Origin of the sequence: Psychrobacter sp. Choline-02u-9, from assembly GCF_002836505.1 — a bacterium.
GTDB lineage: Bacteria > Pseudomonadota > Gammaproteobacteria > Pseudomonadales > Moraxellaceae > Psychrobacter.
Genome location: NZ_PJBF01000050.1, coordinates 1 through 25,887, shown reverse-complemented (window position 1 = coordinate 25,887; position 25,887 = coordinate 1). Strand labels below are relative to the sequence as shown.

At 38.9% G+C, this 25,887-nt stretch carries 18 protein-coding genes; all 18 read left to right on the top strand.

Annotation, left to right across the window (positions count from 1 at the left end; genetic code table 11):
* Positions 1 to 171 precede the first annotated feature (171 nt).
* Positions 172 to 2,022, top strand: a complete 1,851-nt coding sequence (gene sdhA / locus CXF69_RS07275) for a succinate dehydrogenase flavoprotein subunit (protein WP_057757857.1) — start codon at positions 172 to 174, stop codon at positions 2,020 to 2,022.
* A gap of 223 nt (positions 2,023 to 2,245) precedes the next feature.
* Positions 2,246 to 2,956, top strand: coding sequence for a succinate dehydrogenase iron-sulfur subunit (locus tag CXF69_RS07270; RefSeq protein WP_055123743.1), 711 nt, complete (start codon positions 2,246 to 2,248; stop codon positions 2,954 to 2,956).
* Between the two features lie 913 nt (positions 2,957 to 3,869).
* A complete protein-coding gene (locus CXF69_RS07265) occupies positions 3,870 to 6,746 on the top strand; it encodes a 2-oxoglutarate dehydrogenase E1 component (RefSeq protein ID WP_101204630.1) in 2,877 nt (958 codons plus the stop codon).
* Positions 6,747 to 6,901: 155 nt separating this feature from the next.
* Positions 6,902 to 8,149 carry a 2-oxoglutarate dehydrogenase complex dihydrolipoyllysine-residue succinyltransferase gene (gene odhB, locus CXF69_RS07260; protein ID WP_102078646.1) on the top strand — a complete coding sequence of 416 codons (1,248 nt, stop codon included), beginning with the start codon at positions 6,902 to 6,904 and terminating at the stop codon, positions 8,147 to 8,149.
* A gap of 254 nt (positions 8,150 to 8,403) precedes the next feature.
* Complete coding sequence (lpdA, locus tag CXF69_RS07255; RefSeq protein ID WP_102078645.1) at positions 8,404 to 9,858, top strand: dihydrolipoyl dehydrogenase; 1,455 nt, start codon at positions 8,404 to 8,406, stop codon at positions 9,856 to 9,858.
* 158 nt (positions 9,859 to 10,016) lie between these two features.
* Positions 10,017 to 11,183, top strand: a complete 1,167-nt coding sequence (gene sucC, locus CXF69_RS07250; RefSeq protein WP_102078644.1) for an ADP-forming succinate--CoA ligase subunit beta — start codon at positions 10,017 to 10,019, stop codon at positions 11,181 to 11,183.
* 149 nt (positions 11,184 to 11,332) lie between these two features.
* Complete coding sequence (sucD, locus tag CXF69_RS07245) at positions 11,333 to 12,208, top strand: succinate--CoA ligase subunit alpha (protein ID WP_102078643.1); 876 nt, start codon at positions 11,333 to 11,335, stop codon at positions 12,206 to 12,208.
* An 81-nt stretch (positions 12,209 to 12,289) separates the two neighbouring features.
* Positions 12,290 to 13,360, top strand: coding sequence for a UDP-glucose 4-epimerase GalE (galE, locus tag CXF69_RS07240; RefSeq protein ID WP_228706750.1), 1,071 nt, complete (start codon positions 12,290 to 12,292; stop codon positions 13,358 to 13,360).
* 202 nt (positions 13,361 to 13,562) lie between these two features.
* Positions 13,563 to 14,561 carry a UDP-N-acetylglucosamine 4,6-dehydratase (inverting) gene (gene pseB, locus CXF69_RS07235; RefSeq protein ID WP_102078642.1) on the top strand — a complete coding sequence of 333 codons (999 nt, stop codon included), beginning with the start codon at positions 13,563 to 13,565 and terminating at the stop codon, positions 14,559 to 14,561.
* Complete coding sequence (pseC, locus tag CXF69_RS07230) at positions 14,561 to 15,727, top strand: UDP-4-amino-4,6-dideoxy-N-acetyl-beta-L-altrosamine transaminase (protein ID WP_102078641.1); 1,167 nt, start codon at positions 14,561 to 14,563, stop codon at positions 15,725 to 15,727. Before pseB ends, pseC begins: the two co-directional genes overlap by 1 nt.
* Positions 15,724 to 16,410, top strand: a complete 687-nt coding sequence (pseF, locus tag CXF69_RS07225; protein WP_102078640.1) for a pseudaminic acid cytidylyltransferase — start codon at positions 15,724 to 15,726, stop codon at positions 16,408 to 16,410. Before pseC ends, pseF begins: the two co-directional genes overlap by 4 nt.
* A gap of 8 nt (positions 16,411 to 16,418) precedes the next feature.
* Positions 16,419 to 17,558, top strand: coding sequence for an ATP-grasp domain-containing protein (locus CXF69_RS07220; protein WP_102078639.1), 1,140 nt, complete (start codon positions 16,419 to 16,421; stop codon positions 17,556 to 17,558).
* A complete protein-coding gene (locus tag CXF69_RS07215) occupies positions 17,555 to 18,457 on the top strand; it encodes an NAD-dependent epimerase/dehydratase family protein (RefSeq protein WP_102078638.1) in 903 nt (300 codons plus the stop codon). The genes CXF69_RS07220 and CXF69_RS07215 overlap by 4 nt, the downstream gene beginning before the upstream one ends.
* The gene (pseI, locus tag CXF69_RS07210) at positions 18,454 to 19,518 is read left to right on the top strand and encodes a pseudaminic acid synthase (protein WP_102078637.1); all 1,065 of its coding nucleotides are present in this window, start codon (positions 18,454 to 18,456) and stop codon (positions 19,516 to 19,518) included. Before CXF69_RS07215 ends, pseI begins: the two co-directional genes overlap by 4 nt.
* Before the next feature lie 2 nt (positions 19,519 to 19,520).
* Complete coding sequence (locus tag CXF69_RS07205; protein ID WP_102078636.1) at positions 19,521 to 22,469, top strand: hypothetical protein; 2,949 nt, start codon at positions 19,521 to 19,523, stop codon at positions 22,467 to 22,469.
* Positions 22,470 to 22,589: 120 nt separating this feature from the next.
* The gene (locus tag CXF69_RS07200) at positions 22,590 to 23,516 is read left to right on the top strand and encodes a hypothetical protein (RefSeq protein WP_102078635.1); all 927 of its coding nucleotides are present in this window, start codon (positions 22,590 to 22,592) and stop codon (positions 23,514 to 23,516) included.
* Complete coding sequence (locus CXF69_RS07195) at positions 23,509 to 24,660, top strand: tetratricopeptide repeat protein (RefSeq protein ID WP_102078634.1); 1,152 nt, start codon at positions 23,509 to 23,511, stop codon at positions 24,658 to 24,660. Before CXF69_RS07200 ends, CXF69_RS07195 begins: the two co-directional genes overlap by 8 nt.
* A 15-nt stretch (positions 24,661 to 24,675) precedes the next feature.
* On the top strand, positions 24,676 to 25,887 hold a 1,212-nt coding region (locus tag CXF69_RS07190), incomplete at its 3' end, for a glycosyltransferase family protein (RefSeq protein ID WP_102083168.1).

Below are 25,887 nucleotides of genomic sequence, written 5' to 3'. Positions count from 1 at the left end.
CTTAGTTCAGTATAACGATAGATATGCAAATTAAGTGGTTAATGATTATTGAGAGTCTTTATTTTATAAGCGTAGAAATGGCCAAATAGTAAGCCTTTATAGCTGTAATAGAGATGTCTTAAACAGTCTTTGATTTACTTTTACGCATTAACAGGCATTAGGAAAACCGTAATGGCAACTAGACAAGACAATACCATTAGTAATATCAAGACCCTAAACTACGATGCAGTTATCGTTGGTGGCGGCGGCTCAGGTATGCGTGCTTCATTGCATTTAGCGGAAGCGGGCATGAAGGTTGCAGTCCTTACCAAAGTATTCCCAACGCGTTCGCACACGGTTGCCGCTCAGGGTGGTATCGGTGCAAGTTTGGGTAACATGAGCAATGACAACTGGCACTTTCACTTCTATGATACCGTTAAAGGTTCAGATTGGTTAGGTGACCAAGACGCTATCGAATATATGTGCCGTGAAGCGCCAAAAGTAGTCTATGAGCTTGAGCACATGGGCATGCCGTTTGACCGTAACGAAGACGGTACGATTTATCAGCGTCCGTTCGGTGGTCATACTTCTAACTATGGTGAAAAAGCGGTACAACGTGCTTGTGCCGCTGCTGACCGTACAGGTCATGCACTACTACATACGCTATATCAGAAAAACCTAGAGCAAGGTACTGAGTTCTTTATCGAGTGGATCGCGCTTGATTTGATCAAAGACGAAGCTGGTAACATCAACGGTGTCGTCGCGCTTGAGCAAGAGACGGGTACGATTGCAGTATTCCAATCACCAATTACTGTCCTAGCGACAGGTGGTGCTGGTCGTATCTTCGCAGCTTCTACTAATGCTTATATCAATACTGGTGACGGTATTGGCATGGCAGTACGTGCTGGTATTCCATTACAAGACATGGAGTTCTGGCAGTTCCACCCAACTGGTGTTCATGGTGCAGGTGTACTATTGACTGAAGGTTGCCGTGGTGAAGGTGCTATCTTGCGTAACAAAGATGGCGAAGCGTTCATGGAGCGTTATGCACCAACCGTAAAAGACTTGGCACCGCGTGATCTCGTATCGCGCTCAATGGATCAAGAAATCAAAGAAGGCCGTGGTTGTGGTCCTAATGCTGATCATATCGTTATGGATATGACGCATCTAGGTGTTGAAACCATCATGAAGCGTCTACCATCAGTATTTGAGATCGGTAAAAACTTCGCCAACGTTGACATCACTAAAGAGCCAATTCCAGTAATCCCAACCATTCACTACATGATGGGCGGTATTCCAACCACTATTCATGGTCAAGTGATTGTACCGGATCTAGAAGCAGGTACTGATGAAGACGGCCTATATGCTAAAGGCAATGTGGTTAAAGGTCTTTATGCAATCGGTGAATGTGCTTGCGTAAGTGTACATGGTGCTAACCGTCTAGGTACGAACTCTCTACTAGATCTATTGGTATTTGGCCGTGCAGCTGGTAAGCATATCGTTGATGAGTTCCATCATGCAGATCACAACTACAAGCCGCTTGATCCACGTGTACTTGATTTTACAGTGAAGCGTTTAGATAAGTTGCAACAGTCTACTGAAGGCTACAACGCTCAAGACGTGGCTGATGAGATTCGTGCTACGATGCAAAAACACGCTAGTGTATTCCGTACGCAAGCGATGATGGACGAAGGCGTTGAGAAAATTTTAGCGCTAGGTGAAAAAATCGACAAGATTCATCTTGGCGATAAATCACAAGTGTTCAACACAGCACGTATTGAAGCATTCGAAGTTGCTAACTTGTATGAAGTAGCAAAAGCGACAATGATATCTGCAGCTAAGCGTCATGAAAGCCGCGGCGCACACAGTGTATCTGACTATGATCGTCCAGAAGATGATGATTACGCACCTAACGGCCGTAATGACCACGATTGGATGAAGCATACTTTATGGTACTCTGAAGGCAATCGCATCATTTATAAGCCAGTACGTAAAGTGCCATTAACTGTTGATTATATCGAACCAAAAGTCCGCGTCTACTAATTCTAGACTGCATACTTTATATATAGTTGATAGATAACAGCAGTGTTAACGTTTTATCCCTTATTAATTTATTAAAAAGGTGACCGCCAGCTACATGCTCATGCCAGCGTTACTACGCTATTAATTGGTATCCGATACTGGTTATCAGTACTGATTAATAGCTAGCGCAAATATGTTGCAATCTTTGTATGCCCGCCATCACCTACGTGTGGAGTTTAGCATTATGAGCCGAGGTACTCGCACCATCGAAATCTATCGCTACGATCCTGATCTGGACGCAGCGCCACGCATGCAAACTTATACGATTGAGCTACTTGATTCAGATCGTATGTTGCTTGACGTACTATTACGCCTAAAGAAAGAAGATGAAACGCTTACTTTCCGTCGCTCTTGCCGTGAAGGTATTTGTGGCTCTGACGGCATGAACATTAATGGTAAAAACGGTTTGGCATGTCTAATCAACATGAACACGCTACCAGAAAAAGTAACGGTTCGTCCGCTACCTGGTTTGCCAGTGGTTCGTGACTTGGTTGTTGATATGAACCAGTTCTATGAGCAGTATGAAAAAGTGCATCCGTACTTAATCAATGATCAGCCAGCACCGCCAACTGAGCGTTTACAGTCACCTGAACAGCGTGAAAAACTGAACGGTTTATACGAATGTATCCTATGTGCTTGCTGTTCAACCAGCTGCCCATCATTCTGGTGGAACCCTGATAAGTTCTTAGGCCCATCAGCATTACTGCATGCTTATCGCTTCGTCGCTGATAGCCGTGACGGTGATACTCAAGCACGTTTAGCTCGCTTAGACGATCCATTTAGCTTGTTCCGTTGCCGCGGTATCATGAACTGTGTATCCGTTTGTCCAAAAGGCTTGAATCCAACCAAAGCGATCGGTCATTTACGTAATATGTTGATTGATCAAGCTGGTTAAGCATAAGTAATTGATCTTTATAGTTACTATACAAAAAACACCACCTATTCATTAGGTGGTGTTTTTGTTAGTTAAAAAGCTGATATATAGATTTACTACTTTTATAGCTAACTTGTCATTTAAAAATATGATGAATTTAGTCTATTGAAAAATAGGTATTAAATGATTTAAGAGTAAAACTGTATGGTCAATACGTTGGTCGTATGTAAGAAGAAATAATATATAGACAATCACCCTATATAATCGAATATAGACATAGTCGAATTTTGGTACAATTACATTTGGTATTTAATGAGATGGTTAAAGTGTCTTTTTTAGCGCTTAATATGTATCGTTTAAACACATTATGACATTATCAGGCTAAAATACTATGCGCACAATGATTATGCGTTTATAATTGATGATAGATATTCATTACATAAATACCTAGTATTGAACAAACAAACTATGTCGCAAAAAATGGGCATGATAATCTATACAGCAATGTATGTCTGTCTGAAAAGGCAGGATTTATCAGCAAATTTAGAGTAATTCAGCATCAATAACCAGTTTATAGGTTAGCTGAAAATATAATTGTCTATTAATAGCTTATCATTAATGGATTGGTTATGACTCAAAGAAGTATATATAAATTAATGTTGTGAAACGAGCTAGATGAGAAAACTGAGCGTTCACAAATAGTTTTATTTTTAGACGGGTATTGCAATAAGACTTGTTACCACTATTTAGCATCACTTGCTCTTGTAGACAATGACAGCAATATTCTATGGTGATGGCAATACTTAGGGATAAAAGTGTTTTATCGAATAGTATTTAACAGGATATGACACATTGTCTAACTACCTGAGCATACAACGACTGACACAATAATAAGCACGATTCCATTCATTTATCTATCAAATAGACGATTATTATGAATAGTATAACCAAAGAAAAATCTGGCCAAGTACATACCGAACTGGCTGCCGATAACGCCAACTATATAGAAGCTCTCTACGAGCAATACCTAACAGACCCTGATAGTGTTGATACCGACTGGCAAACGTACTTTGAACAGTATAAGTCGCAGAACGATGCTCAGCACAATGCTATCAAAGATCAGTTCTTACTACTTGCTCGTAATCAAACGGCAAATAAGAGTAGCAGTACTGATACCGGCTCTAGCAGCTCTGCCAACTGTGATCCTAAGCAGATGGGCGTGCAGCAACTAATCTCAGCATATCGTCGTCGCGGTCATCGCCGTGCCAAGCTTGATCCTTTAGATTTGCACCCACGTGCAGCAGTAGAAGATTTGACGCTTGCTTATCATAATTTGTCAGAAGCTGATCTCGATACCGTATTCCCGACCAATGATTTAGTCATCGGTAAAGATGAAGCGACACTGCGCGAAATCATCGAAATCATGGAACGTGTTTACTGTGGCCATATCGGTGTCGAGTACATGCATGTTACCACCAGTACCGAAAAACGCTGGATGGAAGAATACCTAGAGACCAATCTAGGCTATATCAAATTCGATAAAGAAAAACGTTTATCTATTCTTGAGCGCTTAACGGCTGCTGAAGGTCTAGAAAAATACCTTGCTCGTAAATACACGGGTGTTAAGCGTTTTGGTTTGGAAGGGGGCGAGAGCTTCATTCCTGCTATCAATGAAATCATTCAACGTGCTGGTGGTTATGGCACAAAAGAAATGGTCATTGGTATGGCTCACCGTGGCCGTCTAAACCTACTAGTCAACATCTTAGGTAAAAACCCTGCAGACTTGTTTGATGAGTTTGATGGTAAAGTACAGCCAGAAAAAGGCTCAGGTGACGTTAAATACCACAACGGTTTCTCATCTAATGTGATGACACCAGGTGGCGAAGCGCATTTGGCTTTAGCATTTAACCCATCGCATCTTGAAATTGTCGCGCCAGTACTACAAGGCTCAGTACGTGCCCGTCAAGTACGCCGTAACGATCAGCCACTACTAGATAATACTGGTGGTAATTCAGTATTACCTATCGTGATTCATGGTGATGCTGCTTTCGCTGGTCAAGGTGTGGTCCAAGAAACCTTCCAGATGTCACAGACCCGTGCTTATACCACTGGCGGTACTGTGCATATCGTGATCAATAACCAAGTTGGCTTTACTACTAGTCGTCAAGAAGATGTTCGTTCAACTGAATATTGTACTGACGTTGCCAAGATGGTTCATGCTCCTATCCTACATGTAAACGGTGATGATCCTGAAGCAGTCGTATTTGCCGCTCAGTTAGCATTAGATTATCGTCATAAGTTTGACAAAGACATCATCATTGATTTGTTCTGCTATCGCCGTAATGGTCATAATGAAGCAGATGAGCCATCTGCAACTCAGCCATTGATGTATGCTGTTATTAAGAAGCTTCCAACTACTCGTACTCTCTATGCACAAAAGCTTATCGCAGAAGGTATCTTGAATGCCGAAGAAGAAAAACAGTACGAAGATGATTATCGTGAGTCGTTAGACCGTGGTGATTATGTTGTTAGCTCATTGGTTCAAGAGCCTAACGAGCAGTTGTTTGTAGATTGGAAACCTTATCTAGGTCATGACTTGGTTGATGACTGGGATACCAGTGTTGATATCGAAAAGCTCAAAGGTTATGGACGCCGTATGGCCGAAATGCCAGAAGGCTACAAGTTACAACGTCAGGTTCAAAAAGTCGTTGAGCAGCGTTTAGCGATGCAAACGGGCGAAGAGCCTCTTAACTGGGGTGCAGCTGAGACATTGGCTTATGCATCATTGGTCGATAACGATGGCGTATTAGTACGTATTACTGGTGAAGATGTCGGCCGTGGTACTTTCTCACATCGTCATAGTGAAATATACAATGTCAATGATGGTAGCATGTATGTGCCGTTGTCTCATTTAAGTGAGAACCAAGCACGCTTTGCTACTTACAATTCATTGTTGTCAGAAGAAGCGGTACTAGCCTTTGAATATGGTTACGCGACCACTGTACCGAACGCATTGATCGTTTGGGAAGCACAGTTTGGTGATTTCGTTAACGGTGCTCAGGTTGTGATTGACCAGTTCATCTCAAGTGGTGAGACCAAATGGCAGCGTGTTTGTGGTTTAACTATGTTGTTACCACATGGTTTTGAAGGTCAAGGCCCTGAGCATTCATCTGCACGTTTAGAGCGTTTCTTACAGCTATGTGCTGAAGACAACATGCAGGTCATTACCCCAACGACTCCTGCGCAAATTTATCATGCATTACGTCGTCAGGCAGTACGTCCTATTCGTAAGCCATTGATCGTTATGTCACCAAAGAGCTTATTACGTCATAAGCTAGCGACTTCTAATCTAGAAGAGCTTGCGAATGGTAAGTTTGAGACGGTATTGCCAGAGATGGACGATCACAACGCAGATAAAGTGACTCGTATGGTTCTGTGTGGCGGTAAGGTTTATTATGATCTGTTAGAGCAGCGCCGCGCACTGGGTCTTGATCATGTGGCTATCGTTCGTATTGAGCAATTGTATCCATTGCCAGAGACTCGCTTGATCGCTGAAATCGAAAAATACAGCAACCTAACTGAAATCGTATGGACGCAAGAAGAGCCATTAAACCAAGGCGCTTGGTACTATTTAGCACCGCATATGTTCCGTATTGTCGTACCGCATCCAACCAAAGCAAAAGTCATGGAGCCAGTAGCGCGTCCTCCTAGTGCAGCTCCTGCAACAGGATCGCCAAAACTACACGCTCAACAACAGCAAGCACTCATTGCTGGTGGCCTTGGCATAAGTGTTGATGAATTAGCTCAGTAATACCTTGTCTAATCAAAAGATTATAGAAGATAAATGAATCAGGCGATGACAGTTAGTATTTTTTAATAAAATATAAGCAAAGTTATTAGAAAACTACTGACTGCCTATCACGACTTAATAATAAGTATGAATATCCAAATCTAAGGAGTATATCGATGGCTGACATCAAAGCCCCCGTTTTTCCAGAATCGGTTGCCGATGGCACAATCGTTGAGTGGCACGTCACTGAAGGTCAACAAGTTAATCGTGATGACCTATTGGCTGAAATTGAAACTGATAAAGTTGTATTAGAAGTTGTGGCACCTGATAATGGTGTATTGACCAAAATCGTAAAGCAAGTTGACGATACTGTATTGTCTGATGAGCTTATCGCTCAGTTTGAAGCCGGTGCAAGTGCTGGTGCTAGCGCAGAAGAAGCGCCAGCAGTAGATCCAGACCAACCAGCTGCGCCAGTTCAAGCAAAACAAGCTGCTGATGGTGGCGAGCCTGTTCAAGCAACAGATAAGAAAGGCGAAGCTGATCATAAAGATCAAAGCCCAGCAGTTCGTAAAGCAGCAAAAGAGTCAGGCGTAGATCCTAAAGAAATTGAAGGTAGTGGCCGCGGTGGTCGTGTAACCAAAACTGATATGGCTAACCCGACATTGAAATCAGACAGCAGCATCAAGTCTGATAGCGGCCGTCCTGTTGCTGAATCAATGGGTGAGCGTACTGAAAAACGTGTTCCAATGACTCGTCTTCGTAAGCGTGTTGCTGAGCGTCTATTATCAGCATCACAAGATACAGCCATGTTGACGACGTTTAACGAAGTGAACATGAAGCCATTGATGGACATGCGCGCTAAGTACAAAGAGAAGTTCGAAAAACGTCATGGTGTACGTTTAGGCTTTATGTCGTTATTCGTAAAAGCAGCGACAGAAGCGCTAAAACGCTTCCCAGCAGTAAACGCTTCACTAGATGGTGATGACATTGTTTATCATGGTTTCTATGATATCGGTGTAGCAGTATCTTCAGATCGTGGCTTGGTTGTTCCAGTACTACGTGATACTGATCGCATGAGCATGGCTGACGTTGAAAGCACAATCCGTGAGTTTGGCGGTAAAGCACAGCAAGGTAAGCTTGGTCTAGAAGACATGACTGGCGGTACGTTCACTATCTCTAACGGTGGTGTATTTGGTTCATTGATGTCAACACCAATCTTGAACCCACCACAAACTGCTATCCTAGGTATGCACGCTATCAATGACCGCCCAATGGCTGTCGACGGCAAAGTTGAAATTTTACCAATGATGTACTTAGCATTATCTTATGACCATCGTATGATCGATGGTAAAGAAGCCGTACAGTTCTTGGTAACTATCAAAGAGTTGGTCGAAGACCCTGCAATGCTACTACTAGACCTGTAAGCTTTTAAGCTTGTATTGGCAACCGCTGATACAAGCTTTTTAACTTTGGTATAGATAATGATTTTTATTAATCAGCGATCGCTTGATGCGCTGATAACTGTATTTAAATGAATTTAATAATGGTGATTTGCTATTGATAAGTGAATCTATCTCATTGACATAGTGTATTAACTATTCAGTGTAGATAACGCTGATCTATCAGCGAGATAACAACCAGTTTAAATGACACATACAATTAAAAATAGGAACGTACTATGAAAGACAATTATGATTTAGTCGTCATCGGCGGCGGTCCTGGTGGTTACGAAGCAGCTATTCGTGCAGGCCAGCTAGGTATGAGTGTTGCTTGTATTGAAAAGCGCGTTTATAAAGGCGAGCCAGCACTTGGCGGTACTTGCTTAAACGTTGGTTGTATCCCATCAAAAGCCCTACTTGACAGCTCACATCGTTACGAAGCTACTAAGCATGACCTTGACGAGCACGGTATCAGTACTGGTGACGTTGCTATCAATATCGAAAAAATGATAGAGCGTAAAGAAGGTATTGTTAAGCAGTTGACTGGTGGTGTTGCCGCGTTGCTAAAAGGCAATGGTGTTGACTGGCTACAAGGCTGGGGTACTTTAGTTGACGGTAAAGGCGCTGATAAAAAAGTTAAATTTACTGCTCTAGAAGACGAAAGCGAAACAACGATCACTGCTAAGAATGTCATTCTTGCGGCAGGTTCTGTGCCTATCGAGATTCCTGTTGCCAAAACTGACGGTGACCGCATTGTTGATTCAACTGGCGCACTTGATTTCACTGAAGTACCTAAGCGTCTAGGCGTTATCGGTGCTGGTGTTATCGGTCTTGAGCTTGGTTCAGTATGGCGTCGTCTAGGTGCAGAAGTAGTTGTGTATGAAGCACTTCCTAGTTTCTTAGCTGCTGCTGACAAAGACATCTCAAAAGAAGCTGGCAAAATTCTGAAAAAGCAAGGTCTTGATATCCGTGTCGATACCAAAGTAACCAATGCTGAAGTACAAGGTGACCAAGTTGTCGTCACTAGCGAAAGCAAAGGCGAATCGAGCGAGGAGAGCTTTGATAAGCTAATCGTTTGTGTTGGTCGTCGCGCTTATTCTGAAAAGCTACTTGGCGATGATAGCGGTATCACGTTGACTGAACGTGGCCTTATCGATGTCAATGATCAATGCAAAACCAATCTTGATGGCGTTTATGCTATCGGTGATTTGGTCCGTGGTCCTATGCTTGCGCACAAAGCAATGGAAGAGGGTATGATGGCTGTTGAGCGTATTCATGGCGAAAAACCTCAAGTTAACTATGACACCATTATCAATGTCATTTATACTCACCCAGAAATCGCATGGGTAGGTTTGACTGAGCAAGAAGCTGAAGAAGCTGGCTATGAAGTTAAAACAGGTTCTTTCAACTTGGCTGCTAACGGTCGTGCATTGGCTCAAAGCGAAGCAGAAGGTTCTATTAAAGTCGTTGCTGATGCGAAAACAGATCGTCTATTAGGTATGCATGCTATCGCTGCTGGTGCTGGTGATATCGTTCATCAAGGTATGATCGCAATGGAATTTGTCTCTAGTATTGAAGACTTGCAGTTGATGACATTTGCTCATCCAACGATTTCAGAAGCAGTACATGAAGCTGCGCTATCTGCAGATGGCCGTGCTATTCACGCTATCCAGCGTAAAAAGCGTAAGAAATAAGCAGTTGCTCGTTTAATTATTATCGATTTACAACCTGATTGGGGTATCGCTGTTTTGGTGATGCCACAATCATGAGTGCGTCAGACGTATGGTTCATATGTATATGTGCGCACTTGATTTCACTTTTTATTAATTGTAAAAAATAAAGGATACAATCAATGAATTTACATGAGTATCAAGCAAAAGAGCTATTAAAAAGCTACGGATTGCCAATTCAAGAAGGCATCATCGCTCATAACGGCGACGAAGCTGCTGCAGCTTTTGATAAGACCCCAACTGACATTGCGGTAATTAAAGCGCAAGTACATGCTGGTGGTCGCGGTAAAGCGGGTGGTGTAAAGCTGGTTAAAACTCGTGAAGAAGCTAAACAAGTTGCTGAAGAGCTGATCGGTACTAACCTAGTAACGTTCCAAACTGATGCTGATGGTCAGCCAGTCAACTTCGTATTGGTTGCAGAAGATATGTATCCAGTACAAACTGAGCTATATCTTGGCGCTGTTGTTGACCGTGCAACTCGTCGTGTAACTTTCATGGCATCTACCGAAGGCGGCGTAGATATCGAAGAAGTAGCACACAGCACACCAGAAAAAATATTCAAAGTACACGTTGATCCTTTAGTTGGTTTAATGCCTTTCCAAGCGCGCGACGTTGCGTTCAAACTTGGTCTAGAAGGCAAGCAAATCAACCAATTTGTTAAATTGATGACTGGTGCTTATAAAGCATTTGTTGAAAATGACTTTGCTCTAATGGAAATCAACCCATTAGCTGTTCGTGAAAATGGCGAAATCGTTTGTGTTGATGGCAAAATCGGTATCGATTCAAACGCACTATATCGTCTGCCAAAAATCGCAGCACTACAAGACAAGACTCAAGAAAATGAGCGTGAGCTTAAAGCTGCTGAATTCGACCTAAACTATGTTGCTCTAGAAGGTAACATCGGTTGTATGGTTAACGGTGCTGGTCTTGCAATGGCGACCATGGACATCATCAAGTTGTATGGCGGCAAGCCTGCTAACTTCTTGGACGTTGGCGGCGGCGCAACTAAAGATCGCGTTGTTGAAGCGTTCAAAATCATCCTAGAAGACAGCAGTGTTGAAGGCGTTCTAATCAACATCTTCGGCGGTATCGTACGTTGTGACATGATTGCAGAAGCTATTATCGCTGCTATCAAAGAAGTTGACGTACAAGTACCAGTTGTTGTTCGTTTAGAAGGTAACAACGCTGAGCTAGGCGCACAAATCCTAGAAGAGTCTGGTCTGAAATTGATTTCAGCTCAAGGTTTATCTGACGCGGCTCAAAAAATTGTCGATGCTGTTAAAGCGTAAGTCTTTAAACATAAGTGTTTAGAGATAAATGCTTAAGCATAGTAGTCAAATCGTAGCAGTGGTTTTATAGCAAAGATTGGTTATCAAAATTTGATAATGATAGTTATAAAGACCACTGTTACAAGACAACCGAATACAAGGAAAATATAATGAGTGTATTAATCGATAAAGATACCAAAGTATTGGTACAAGGTTTTACTGGTAAAAATGGTACGTTCCATTCTGAACAAGCCATCGAATATGGTACAAAAGTAGTTGGTGGTGTGACTCCAGGTAAGGGTGGTCAAACGCACCTAGGCCTACCAGTATTCAACACTATGGCGGAAGCCATGGAAGCGACTCAAGCTGACGCTTCTGTTATCTACGTACCAGCACCATTTGTACTAGATTCTATCGTTGAAGCAATCGATGCTGGCGTTAAGTTGATCGTTGTGATCACTGAAGGCGTACCGACTATCGATATGCTAAAAGCAAAACGCTATCTTGAAGAAGCTGGCGACGTACGTTTGGTTGGTCCTAACTGCCCAGGCGTTATCACTCCAGGTCAGTGCAAAATCGGTATCATGCCAGGCCATATTCATCAGCCAGGTAAAGTAGGCATCATCTCACGCTCTGGTACATTGACTTATGAAGCTGTAGCTCAAACTACTAAGCTTGGTTTTGGTCAGTCAACTTGTATCGGTATCGGTGGTGATCCTATCCCTGGTATGAACCAGATTGATGCATTGAAACTGTTCCAAGAAGATCCACAAACTGAAGCGATCATTCTAATCGGTGAGATCGGTGGTACTGCTGAAGAAGAAGCCGCTGCTTACATCAAAGACCATGTGACTAAGCCAGTGGTTGGTTATATCGCTGGTGTTACCGCTCCAGAAGGCAAGCGTATGGGTCATGCAGGCGCTATCATCTCTGGTGGTCAAGGTACTGCTGAAGAGAAATTTAAAGCGTTTGAAGATGCTGGTATCGCGTATACACGTGACCCATCTAAGCTTGGCGATAAGCTAAAAGAAGTTACTGGTTGGTAAGATAGGCATTAGTCTACAGTTAAACTACTAAATCTACATTGAAATATGATAAAGACACCCCTACAATGGGGTGTCTTTTTTATGCCTGAAAATTTTATGAAAAATAAGATATTAGTCACGGGTGGTGCAGGCTATATTGGCACACACACTTGTATTGCCCTGCATGAAGCAGGCTATGATATTGTTGTATACGACAACTTATCTAACAGTAGCCGTGAAGCGATCAATCGTGTCTCTACCCTGATTGCTCAGCCGATTGAGTTTATTGAAGGTGATATCCGCGATGCTGAGACACTCAGACAAATCTTTGCCGCGCATCCCTTCTTTGGCGTGATTCACTTCGCTGGGTTAAAAGCAGTAGGTGAATCCGTCGCTAAGCCCTTGTTATATTATAATAACAATGTCAGTGGCACCATCGTTTTGCTGGAAGTCATGGCAGAATATGACGTTAAAAACCTAGTCTTCTCATCATCTGCCACTGTCTACGGCGATCCTGAAACTCTACCTATCGATGAAACCTCGCAGCGCTCTTGTACCAATCCCTATGGACAAAGTAAACTTGCTGTCGAATACATATTAGAAGACCTAGCTGTATCTGATGACAGCTGGAACCTGATTGCTCTTAGATACTTTAATCCAGTAGGTGCGCATCCATCAGGACAGATTGGCGAAGACCCTAATGACCTTCCTAACAACTTGATGCCTTATATTTCTCAAGTAGCCGTCGGCAAACTTGAAAAGCTTAGCATTTTTGGTAATGACTATCCTACTATCGATGGAACAGGTGTCCGTGACTTTATTCATGTTACTGATTTGGCTCAAGGTCATGTGGCTGCACTAAATTATTTAGAGAAACAAATTAGACTAAACGAAAATGGTACGACACAACAATATTCAGTAGGCTTTTTACCTATTAACTTAGGTACTGGCAAAGGTGCGTCTGTATTAGAATTGGTATCTGTATTTTCTGACGTATCTGGCCAGACTATTCCTTATCAGTTTATAGATCGTCGAGCAGGTGATATCGCGAGTTGTTATGCCCGTGCCGATAAAGCGAAAACGTTGTTAGGGTGGCAAGCTGAATTATCGATTATCGATATGTGTCGAGATACATGGCATTGGCAGAGCATGAACCCGAATGGTTATGAGTAGATTTTTTCTATTTTTTGCAGTTGAGTGACATTTTTTTCTAGAGTAAAAATATAAAAATAAGGAGTTTTCCATAACTTTAGCTGAAAATTAAATTACGAGTCAGTTATAATATGAGAGTAAACAATTATTTAAAAGCACAATCACCTAATTAACATAGGTGATTTCCATTTAGACATATACAAATATCTGAGGTTAAGAAGAAATGTTAAGTAATTCAACGATTTTGGTGACAGGTGGTACAGGTTCGTTCGGACATAAATTTATACCTATGACCCTTGAAAAATATAATCCTAAAAAAATCATCATTTTTTCAAGGGATGAAATGAAACAATGGGAAATGGCTAAATTGTTTCAAGATGACCCACGTGTGCGCTTTTTTATTGGCGATGTAAGAGATAAAGAAAGGCTATATCGTGCTTTAGATGGAGTTGATTATGTCGTGCATGCTGCTGCTACTAAAATTGTTCCAACAGCAGAATACAATCCTTTTGAATGTGTAAAAACAAATGTACATGGGGCAATGAACCTAATTGACGCATGCATAGATAAAGGTGTTAAGGGTGTAGTTGCGTTATCAACCGATAAAGCAAGTAGTCCTATAAATCTATACGGTGCTACTAAACTCACTTCTGATAAATTATTTGTAGCAGGAAATGCTTATAGTGGACAGCATGTGACCAAATTTTCTGTCGTAAGATATGGTAATGTGATGGGATCACGTGGATCAGTAATCCCTTTCTTTTTATCAATTAAAGAAAGAGGTGAGCTACCTATTACTGATGATCGTATGACACGTTTTATGATTACCTTGGAAGAAGGCGTTGAGCTTGTATGGCATGCTTTTGAAGATATGGAAGGTGGTGAGATTTACGTTAAAAAAATTCCATCAATGAATATTATGGATGTAGCAAAAGCTGTGGCGCCAGAAGCTACCACTAAGGTAGTTGGTATTAGACCTGGTGAGAAACTACATGAGCAAATGATTGGTGCTGAAGATTCTTATTATACTTATGAGTACCCTGAACACTTCAAAATCTTACCTACTATTAACAACTGGGGTCATTCACCTGAAAGAGTGAAAGATGGTAAATTAGTTCCAGAAGGTTTTGTTTATTCAAGTGATAATAATACTGAATGGATGCCAAGAGAAGAGCTCGAATCTTGGATACAAGAAAACAAAGATAATATTGGTAAAATCTAATGAATTTTATTCCCTACGGTTGCCAAAATATTACAGAGGAGGACATTGACGCAGTCGTCAATGTCCTCAAGTCTGATTATTTAACGCAAGGCCCTAAAGTGCCAGAGTTCGAAGATACAATCAAAAAACATTGTAATGTTGAATATGCTCTGGCAATGAACAGTGCTACTTCAGCCCTCCACGTTGCGTGTTTGGCTTTGGATGTGGGCAAAGGTGACATTGTTTGGACGACACCTATTACATTTGTAGCATCTGCAAACTGTGCTTTGTATTGTGGTGCTACAGTTGATTTCGTAGATATTGATCCAAGGACCTATAATTTATCTACTCAGTCTCTAGAACATAAGCTTAAAGCTGCTAAAGAGCAAGGTAAATTACCGAAGGTAGTGATTCCTGTGCATTTATGTGGTCAACCTTGTGATATGGAGAGGATATATCAACTTTCTAAAAAGTATGGCTTTTATATTATCGAAGATGCTTCACATGCTATAGGTGGTAAGTATAAAAACCAGCCAATAGGTAACTGCCAATATTCGGATATTACAATTTTTAGCTTTCATCCAGTGAAAATAATTACGACTGCTGAAGGCGGCGTAGCGACCACGAAAAGCAAAAAGCTAGCACAAAAGATGGAGTTGTTACGTAGTCATGGTATTACTCGTGATTCTGATCTAATGACTCATGAGCCAGATGGCTCTTGGTACTATCAACAAATTACGCTTGGTTTTAATTATCGAATGACTGAAATGCAGGCTGCGTTAGGTGTTTCTCAAATTAAACGTCTTAATACTATTACTGATAGACGCCACCAACTTGCTAAAACATACGACAGCTTATTGGCTGATCTACCTGTAATAACTCCTTATCAACATTCAGATGGATATTCAGGACTACACCTTTACGTGATACGTATTGAAACTAAACAGGTGCAAAAAACCCAAAAAGAAATATTTGATGATTTACGGGCTGCGAATATTGGTGTCAATCTTCATTATATCCCTGTACACCTCCAACCTTACTATCAACAAAACTTAGGGTTTACGTTAGGGGACTTTCCTGAAGCAGAGTTATACTATGCACAGGCAATTAGCTTGCCTATGTATCCTGAACTTTCAGAACAAGAGCAGGAGTATGTAGTAAAAACGCTAAGGAGTATTCTAATATGAGTAGTGTAGCTTTGATTCCTGCTCGTGGTGGAAGTAAGCGTATTCCTAGAAAAAATATAAAGAACTTTTGTGGAAAGCCAATTATTGCCTATTCTATCGAATCAGCCCTAGAAAGTGGTTGCTTTGATAAGGTAGTTGTATCAACAGACGACCAAGAAATTGCAACTGTAGCTGAAAAATATGGTGCCGAAGTTCCTTTCTTGAGGCCTGAATACATCAGTAATGACTTTGCAACAACGAAGGATGTAATTAATCATTTTCTAGAGTATTTAAAAGAAACTGATGATGACTATGACTATCTTTGTACTATTTATGCTACAGCGCCACTTCTTCAAAAAAAATATCTTGTCGAAGGTCATAACAAGCTACAGAATTCTAATGTAGTAAATGTATTTAGCTGTACAACGATGCCATTTCCTATACAAAGAACTTTCAAGTTAGGGCATGATGATCGATGCGAAATGTTTTGGCCAGAAAACTTCAGTAGTCGTAGCCAAGATTTGGAAGAGGCTTATCAAGATGCAGGTCAGTTCTACTGGAGAAATCTAAAAACCACCTCTACAAAAAACATGTTTGGCTCTGATAGTGCCGGGATAGTTATACCAAGACATTTCGTACAAGATATTGATACATTAGAAGATTGGGAAAGAGCCGAATATATGTATCAGCTAATCAATAGATAGGATAAATAATGAATAATACAATATTAATTCTGGGTACAAACTCAGGGCAACTTGATTTAATCAAAACAATGAAAGAGTTGGGTTGGTATGTTATTGGTTGTTCAAATAGATCTGATGAAGTTGGCGTTAAATACACAGACAAATTCTATGAAGTTGACATTCGTGATATTGAAGCAGTATCAAAGATAGCAGTAGATAATGATGTTAACTTAGTATATTCAGTATCATCAGATACAGCGATTAAATCAGTAGTACAGGTCTCTAGCAAACTCAACTTGCCTACTTTTTATTCAGAAGAGCTAATCCGATTACTTGATAATAAGCAAGATTTAAGAAGTTTTTTGAATAACATTGATCTTAGTATTGTTAACTATGTAGAAGTTGATGCCATTGATGACAGTAACAAATGGAATACGTTCCCATGTATCGTAAAGCCATCTAATGCACAAGGTCAGCGAGGTGTAAAAAAAGTTGATAATGCTTATGAGCTAAAGAACTCAGTTATAAATGCTAAACAATTTTCGTCAAACAACACTGCAGTGATTGAAGACTTTCTAGATGGAGTGGAGATATCGTGTAATGTGCTAGTTTCAGAAGGCCAAATTGTATTTGACATACTATCTGAACGTTTAATTTATAACGATGAATATTTTGGTATACCAAAAGGACATCTAATTCCTTGTGTAAACATTGACGAAGATACTAAGAAAAAAGCTGTTGAGTTGGTTTCTAATGTAGTAAAAGCATTAGAAATTGAAAACGGACCTTTATATTTTCAAATGAAAGCGACTACGAACGGAGTCAAAATTATCGAAATCGCTCCGAGATTGGATGGCTGTCACATGTGGAGACTTATTCAGCATGCCACAAATAGAAGCTTTCTAGTTGAAACAATTGAGGTGTTATTAAATAAGCATCAAAGTATGCAGCGTGTGAAGCTGAAAGATAATAAATACTACGAATTGATTTTTCAACATTCACAACCGAGTCAAACATTTGAAGAAGAACGTTTCCCTATTCCAGTAGATGCTCTATATCATGAATATAGATACTCTAATGGAGAAGCGATTAATATCATCAATGGCAAAAAAGAAGTAGTAGGTTACTACGTTGCTGAATTTCCAAAAGATAAGTGGGAAGATGAATGAGACTCATAGTCACAGGTGCGACAGGTTTTATTGGTAGGCATTTAGTTGAGTCCGCTCAGCAGAATTTTGAAATTATCTGCTTAACGAGAAGTAACGAGAAAAATGGTGAGAATCAAAGCGTAAGTTTTGTTCAGACAGACTATGAGCTAAATAGTCTAGAAAATATTTTTCGAGAAGGTGATGTGTTGGTTCACTTAGCTGGTCAAAGATTAACTAGAAGTGAAGAAAAACCTAAGCTAAGTGGCTTTATTGATTCCAATATAAAGATGACCGAAAACTTGCTTTTAGCAGCATGTGAGGCAAAAATCAGGCAAGTTGTTCTGACTTCTACCATTGGAATATATTCCGAAATGGATAGAACGCCATATTTAGAAGATGCGGTTACACATCCCAATACTATATATGGATTGTCAAAGTTAATGGGGGAGCAGCTAGTCACCTATTACTGTCAAAAAAACAATGTCAAAAGTACTATTTTTAGACTGTCTCAGTGTTTTGGTGTAGGAGAAAAGGACTCTCCAGTCTTAATGAGGTTTGTAAAGTTAGCTAGAAACAAAGAAAAGCTTACCGCCCAAGATAACGAGTTTTATTTGGATGAGGTGTATGTTAAGGATGTTGTTGAAGCAATAATCTTATCCATTACTAAAGAAGTAGCAGGTACTTTTAATGTTGGCGGTGGTAAAGCATACTCTATTTTAGAAATGGCAGAAACAGTTAATGAAGTTTTTGATAATACTGATAACATTGAAATTATCTCAAATATAAAAATTAGAAACGTAGATAATTTTCTATCAACTCAGAAAATAGAGAATCAATTAAATTGGACACCTAAGTTTAATTTAAAAGAGGCTTTAGTTGATATGAGAAATACTTATAATGCAAATAAGGAGTTGAAATGAATACATTGAAGGAAGTTCTATATAAAGGTGATGCTAAAGCAAATGATCCAACTCCGTTTATCATTGCAGAAATGTCAGGGAACCACGGAGCCTCATTAGAACAAGCACTAAAGATTGTCGATCACGCTTCACAAACAGGTGTAGACGCTCTAAAGTTGCAGACCTTTACACCAGAATCGATGACCTTAAATTTAGATCACGACCATTTCAAAGTGACTAACAAAAAGTCATTATGGTATGGCAGAAGACTTTACGACTTATACGAAGAAGCCCAAACAAAGTATGAGTGGCACAAGGCTATATTTGATAGAGCACGTGAAAAAAATGTTTTATGTTTTAGCACTCCTTTCGATGAAGAGGCAGTAGACCTTCTAGAGTCGTTAGAGGTTCCAGCTTATAAAATTGCTTCTTTTGAATGTGTTGATATTCCTTTGATTAGATATGTTGCTCAAACAAAGAAACCAATGATTATCTCTACTGGAATGGCATCTATTTCTGAAATCGACCTGGCTGTGAATACAGCTCTAAAAAATGGCTGCTCTCAGCTGACGCTTTTACAGTGTACTAGTAGTTATCCAGCTCCTGCATCAGAAGCAAATTTAAGAACCATTCCTCATATGAGAGAGTTGTTTGGTTGTCAGGTGGGTTTGTCTGACCACACGCTAGGCATAGGTGCTGCAATAGCTGCTACAACGCTAGGTGCAACTGTTATTGAAAAACATTTTAAGCTAGAAGATGATGAGGGTAGCATCGATGCAGCATTCTCTTTGACACCGAGCCAGTTTAAACAGCTTGTGACTGAATGCAAAACTGCTGCTGAGGCTATGGGTTGTGTATCTTACGGAGTAAGTGATGCTGATACACTAGCAAGAAAAAATAGAAGATCTATTTATGTTGTTAGTGATATCAAAGCTGGTGAATTGATTACAAGTGAAAATATTAGAAGAATAAGACCGGGACATGGTTTAGCACCGAAATATTTTGATGAAGTAATTGGTAAAAGGGCTGCATCAGATATGAGTATAGGCACACCGTTAGATTGGAATAAATTAGAGAATTGATTATGACTCATTACTGGCTCAAAAAAGCAAAAAAAAGTCTTTTAAAATCTAAAGAGTTTTCTAAGGCGAAAGAAATCTTGGAGACGAATAATTTTTTAGAGAAGAAGGAGTTTGCAAAAGTAAAAGAACTCTTGGATTCTAAAGAGTTCTCGAAAGCAAAAGAGTTCTTAAAAGCTAAAGAATTGGAGTTTTTCAAGGCCAAAGATTTCTTAATCACTAAAGTGAATCAAAGTCCTAGTCATGATATAGAAGAAACATTGCAAGAGTTGGTAAGTAATGAGCAGCTACGGGTTACTTCTCAAAGAAAATATGGTTTGCATCTTGAAAAGCTATTGAACTCAGAAGAAGGCCTAAAAGACTTAGGCGCAGTTGCTGAAAGACTGATAGGCAATAACCCTGATAGTATTTTACTGATATATTTGTCAGTTATCTCTCTAGCTAAGCAAGAGAGGTTTGAAGAAGCATCTGATTTAATTTCAAGTAAAGTTGTAGAGCTCAAGTTAAATAAAGCTAAAAATATTAAGGTCAGAGATAAACAATTAGTGGCCTTGCTAAAGGTTTGGAGAGTTCTCGATCTTGTAGCAAGAGAAAATATGAAGTGGGCAGATGGTGATAATTTAAAGAACAAAAATTACGATGAGTTAGAGTTCTTGTTATCTGATCATGACTTAGAAGATCCTGAGTTGACCTCTGATCTTATTCTATTTTATGCTGAGCCATATTTGCAGGGTAAGCTTCATCATGATTATTTGAATATATGTCAATTAGCATTTGATAAAGCAAAGACTTTAGATAAAAAGCTCAAAGTTATTTATGCTTCTAGACGAGAAGGTATTAGGCGTCTTCCTAGCTATCATCAAAACTATGAGTTGGCGATAGCTTTATATGTTTCATTAGAGGATGAAATTAACGAGTTTGTTAATCAATCTTTGCTAGACAGAACCTTGAAAAATGTAAAAACTCTAAGAACAATAATGAATGTAGGAAGGTCTTTGGGGCAGGATGCTATATATAGACCGGCTAAAGAGGCAATTATTCAAATCGCAATGTCAGATGCAGGTCAGTCAACAGTATGGACTGCCGCCTTTGCACTTATGGAAGATGGTAAAGACAATTATGAAATATCTAAAAAAATACTGAATTTAAATGATAAAAAACCTCAGCATGCATCAGATATTCAGCATTTTCTGGATTGGGCTATATTAGCAGAAGAGTATCAATTAGCTTATGAATTCTTTTCAAAGCAGCCAAGAAAAGTACGGGAGTCAAAGAGTGCTCTTTCTTATGTAAAAATCCTTCATAGACTTAAAAAGTTTGAAGAAGCAGAAGAGATAACTAGAGGAGTTCACATTGCTCTCTTATCTCGGAGTCATAATTTATGTCCGTATACTAGTTGGTCGTTGGTCAAACGGTCAGGCGAGCTTAAATTTTTGAAGGATACGGCCGTACTGTATCAAAGTATTCCACAGCCCAAAAATCCACAGGGAGTAATTTTTATTACTCCAAGATCTATAGAGCAGTTGAGGAAAACGCCTATCGTTCTTCTCATGGAGCTTAAAAGATTGGGTTGGGCCGTCATACCTTTATCAGAAGGTCTTTTGCCGACAGAAAAAACGAACAATGTATACATCAATGAGTTCATCGATGTCATAACGATGAATCGAGAAATAAAGAGGGATTCTAAGCTTGAACTTGATGCAGAATTCGATATCAATTTGAGTCAAGGTAAAATGCAGTGGAAAGATATTGATCTATCTCATGTTTTGTGGGAAGAATCAGCTATTAACAAACGTATCTATGACGTAGATTACACTTGCCCAGCATTAAACAACTACTTAGAAAATATTTACACTATAACAAAGTCGGCAGCGACTGTTTTAGACAATATTCATAAGCTAAAAGACGATATTGGATTAAGAATCGGTTTTATCGTACAGTTTAATGCAAGATTACCAGATGCACTCTATCGTTTTTATTGCGAGGAATACGGAGATCCTAAAGATTTCTTTTGCATACATTCTGCAAATGGATATCAAAACTACTTTTCTAACTTCTCTACTAATATATCTTCTAAGTGTGTTGTTAGAAATATGACGAAGTACCCTCATACACGGTCTGCTAGCTTCCCATTACCAGAGGAGTTTGAAGTTTTCTACCAAGAAAACAAATATCGTGCTGAAGAGATTTTAGAAACGGTAAGTGGCGTTACAAATGTAAAGAGATCCGTCTCTTATGATGACGATTCTGTTGAGAAGAGAGCTGCTATTCAGTACATTAATAGTTGGAGAGCAGCTGGCAAAAAAGTAGTTTGTGCATTTGGCAAGGTTGTCTATGATTCAGGAGTTCCATTTGATGGAGGTGCTGCACATTCAGATATGAAGGACTGGATCAATCATTCTATTGAAACGGTTAATGGCACAGATACATTACTACTTATCAAGCCTCATCCACATGAATTAAATCAGCAAATTTCAACATTTGGGAATGCCGTATTTAGAGATATTATTCAGGAAGAAAACCAGAATGTAATATTTCTAGACCATAATTGGTTCAAAATGCATGACTTGAAAGATTTGATAGACTTTGCAATCGTTTATAACGGTACGTCTAGTATTGAGCTAGGTGTAATGGATATACCCGCTATTCTATGTGGACATTTCGGAACGGTCGACTACCCGGTCGGGCACCCTTCGCCAAACGATAGATTGCATTTCGAACAAATGTTAAAAGGTGAAGTCGGACTTGAATGTGACGATGAGTTGAGATACAAATCAGCATTATGGCTTTTTTATATGGGGAGTAGTTTGTTCACGACAGACTATAGATACCATTCAAGACCTGTCACTAATAAAGTACTATATCCCCCATATTGGTTTAATAAGGATGTAAATCGTTATTTGACTAAGGGTGATCAGAACGTGAGAAAGCTGGCATTAGAAATTATTGAATAGGATTATAAATTGGATATAGTCGTTATAAGGTGTTCAGCAAGTACTAACGTTGGATTTGGCCATTTGGTTAGATGTAGAGTGCTTGCTACGGAGCTATGTAAAAGAGGGTATGGCGTGATTATGATTGGCCCACCTCTTAGCTTAAAAGATAAAACTGACGAAACCAATTTTCTTGAATGGATTCCCAGAGAGAGTTGGTTAAGCTCTGAAAGTGAAGCTGACTTTCATCTTAGTGTTTTGAAAAAATACAATTCAAAGCATATTATTATTGATGATTATCGATCTGATGGAGAACATCAGAAAAGATTGCGCGAAGAAAATGTAAGGATCGTTCAGCAATATGATGCTAGTAAAAAGCAAAATTTTGCGGCTAATCTGGTAGTAAACGGTAGCCCACATGAAAGAGCGGAATTCTATAAAAAAGATGTTTTGTATAATGATGTAGAGTTTTTATTAGGTCCTAAATATTGCATACTGCGACCAATATTCTTTAATGATGAGCTCAAAGAATGCCATAAGCAAAAAAGAATCTTGATGACTTTTGGTGGCGGTAGCGATAGAGGTGCAATTCTCTACATTTTAAAAAACTTCTATCAAATTATTGCAGACAATAATTGGAAATTAACCATAGTAGTTAGTGATAAGAATGAAAATATTGGAGACATATCTAATTGGATAAACTCAAAGGGCTCTAAAGATATTGAGCTCATGATAAGTCCTGAAAATATGGCAGAAATAATGTCTACCTGTAGTTTTGCAATTTTAGGTGGTGGAACTACTATATTTGAAGCTGCCTATCTAGGTATTCCGGCACTATTGATACCTATTGCTGATAACCAAATAAATCAATGTATAGGTTGGGATGAGTTGGGCGGTATGACATATGTTTCAAACTTTAATGAACTTGATGATGCTAAGTTTGCAGAGAATCTAAGAAGTTTCTTGAGTGAGCCTAGCTTAATTGAATCAAATAGACAAAATCTAAAGACTATTATTGATGAGCATGGCTATGAAAGAATACTCGATAAGCTGTTGAACGATGAGTAACAGTGAATTTCCAACACCTTTGAAAGGTGATAATCATTCTATATTTGTCAGACCAAGTTCGTCAAAGTTAGTTATTTTCTTTGCTGCAATTAATATGAAAGAAAATCAATTTAATTTTTGGCAACTAGGCAGAGAAATTGATGAGAATGTCATTTTTGTAAACGATCCTTCTAATCAATGGTACTTAAATGGTATTCCAAGCTTAGGAGCAAGTTTGGATCAGACAATAATATGTCTCAAAAAATGGATAAATCATTTAGATGTCAAAGAGGTGTACACTGTTGGAACTAGCATGGGTGGTCATGCAGCCATTCACTATGGGATAGAATTAGGTGCCAATATACTATCATTTCCAGCTGAAATTATATTGGGAGAGCCGTATTCTAGAAGTATTCAAAATTTGGAACAGGGTATAGTAAAGAAAGATTTTCTATTAGAAAAAATAGCCAATTTTGATAGAACGATACATATGATAATAGGTGAATCTACACCTAAAGACCTGATCAATGCAGGTTATATAAAGGGTTTTGAAAACGTTAAAGTTTACTCATTATTAGGAACTGATCATTACGTACCTTCTGTGATTTCACGTTCTAGTAAGCTATATACATTGTTGATGAATTTTGTCTCTACGGGTATGGTTCAAAAGGAGCTGTTTTCGAACTTAGGAAATTTCAATCTATACGATGATGAGTTGTTTGCCGATCTTGCTGAAGCATATCAGAACTTCAGCGCTGCCAATTTCGAAAAGGCCATCTTTTATGCCAAAAGAATACTCACTAGGTTTTCCGCTTTCGAAAGTGCGTTGTATATAATTGGAGACAGTTATTTACAACGAAAAGAATATCAATTAGCAACGAATTATCTGGCGAGAGCAATCATATTAGCTCCTAATAATGCAGACTATTTATTTAAGTATTCACATGCTATTAGAATGCTAGGTGATAAGAAGAGTAGTCTACATATTTTAGATACTTTGATTCAAAAATTCCCAAACTATGCTAAAGCTTATTATGCTAGAGGTAATATGCAAATAGAAGAGGGTAATGAGTTGCAGGCTCTCGAATCGTTCAAGTTGGCATTTTCACTTAATAATAAAAACAAAAAGTTTGAAGATAAGTATTTCAAGCTATATAAAAAATAAAAGGTAATCATTGTCATGATAGTATTTCCAATGTCTGGTCTTAGTTCTAGGTTTTCTAAAGCAGGATATTTATCTAATAAATATAAACTTGACTTGTATGGAAACTCTGTTTTTCATCACATAGTTTCTCAATTTAAGAAAGCTGACCTGACTGATAGTTTTGTTTTTATTCATAATGGGAATGATTTTGATGAAAATTTTATTAGTCAAACTTGTAACAGTGTAGGACTAAAGACTGGTGAATACCATATAGTCAAATTAAATGGAGAAACAAGAGGGCAAGCAGAAACTGTTTTTAAGGGAATTGAAAATATAAATTTTGATAAAAATGAAAGGTTAATTATTTACAATATTGACTCTATAAGGTTGGATTTCAGTTTACCAAAAGAAATTGTAGAGTTAGATGTAGATGGTTATTTAGAAGTTTTTGAAGGTGAAGGCGATCATTGGTCGTTCGCACTACCTAAAGATAAAGACTCAAATGAATTATTTTTGGAGGTTGAAAAGGTAGCAGAGAAACAAAGGATCTCAAAGTATTGTTCTAATGGCCTATATCACTTTAAATCTTTTAATATATTTAAAGATGCTTATGAAAATGAGTTGGAAAAATTTGATGGGAAAGGTGAGTTGTTTGTAGCTCCACTTTACAACAACCTTATTAAGAATAAAAAAAATATATATATGAGAAGGATTCCAGCTGAAAATACAGTTTTCTGCGGTACACCTCAAGAGTATGAGAGTATCCTAAATTCTTCAATTTTACCTAAAATAATTCCTTCTGAAGAATATATAGCTAACAGAGTTCTGTCTTATACTACAGATGGTATATCTCAGAAAAACTACTTTAAAGTTATGGATATTGTAAAGTTTGCCAATCCGATTGTTAAAAATGATCGTATATTTAAAGCATTGACTGTCTTTTTTAACTATTATGGTTGTTATTCTAGAATTGTCGAATATAGCCATATGCATTTCACAAAGTTTGGAACGGATAAAGACTATCAAGATATGTATGTATATCTAAGAAAATTAATATTTGGCTTTGTGAAAAACAGCCTTAATGTACAACATGATAGTAGGAAAGCGGTTAACCTAATGTCAGTCTTGATTACTGTAAGTGGTCAAGAAGCATTAAAGAAACATCCAAAGGAATTTCGAGAAATTGCTCCTTATCTCTCTATTCCAGATCACTTGAAAATATTTAGAATATTACGACATAAAATAGAT